This window comes from Photobacterium lucens (assembly GCF_009873615.1).
GTDB classification, from domain to species: domain Bacteria; phylum Pseudomonadota; class Gammaproteobacteria; order Enterobacterales; family Vibrionaceae; genus Photobacterium; species Photobacterium lucens.
Map to the genome: position 1 here is coordinate 1 of NZ_SSMG01000171.1, position 848 is coordinate 848.

The 848-nt window shown below is 34.3% G+C and carries 1 protein-coding gene; it reads right to left on the minus strand.

The features are described from left to right. Positions 1 to 384: 384 nt before the first annotated feature. Entirely contained in the window at positions 385 to 840 is a 456-nt protein-coding gene (locus tag E5A76_RS08115) for a tellurite resistance TerB family protein (protein WP_161118600.1), read from the minus strand. Positions 841 to 848 lie beyond the last annotated feature (8 nt).

Sequence of the window (848 nt, forward strand, 5' to 3'; positions counted from 1 at the left end):
GTTTATAACTATATGAATAATCAATGAATTGATAAATATATTATTTCAGCGATTGTTGCATATAGCTATATCTATAAAAATAAGAATGATATTAAAAATAATAGTTAGACAGGTATGTCAGTATTTTCATGCCTATCTCAAATACAATAAAGGCACACGTAACGGAATATGTTACAGGTGCCTCCTTGTTTATAGTCTTCATATGTAACAAGACTATTTAAAATTGCCTATTAAATGATTGCTCTATTTGTCTAGTAAAATATATAGGTGCGTATATTAGTATATGGTTTAGCTTGCACTCTATATAAAGAGTAGGTGCAGATATTAGATCTATCAAGAAACTTAGATAAAAGAAAAGAGCTAAAAATTAGCTCTTTTAAGTGATTAAATCATGGCGTCTTTAGCGGTAATTTTGGCTTTAATAAATGCGGAATGGTCCAGATAAATCAACTCTGATACTTGGCGTATTACTGCTTCTTCTTGTGGATCAATGACACCATCGGCATATGCAACTTTCCACATTGCTTCAATGAGTTGATAGCGTTCAGACTGCTCAAGTGATCGTAGTTTGTTCGTAAAATCGTACAAAGAAACAGAAGCATCACTTTGTTGTTGTGCCTTGGTTAATAAGTCACTTGCAGCAACCTCGTTAATATCGAGCAATTTCATTAACAAGTGTTGTTTAGCTATCTCTTCTCTCGGATCCTGTTCATGATCGGCACTGGCAACTTCACATAATAAAGAAGCCATGGCTAAGTGCAGGGTTGGGGTATCAACAGCATCACCGCAACTTGTATCGTTTACTAATTGTCGGAATAGTGTCCGTAAAGATTTGAACATTATTAGCC

Bases quoted from the DNA above. Each gene is read 5' to 3' on its own strand.
- E5A76_RS08115 (WP_161118600.1), bottom strand. From the start codon at position 840: ATGTTCAAATCTTTACGGACACTATTCCGACAATTAGTAAACGATACA.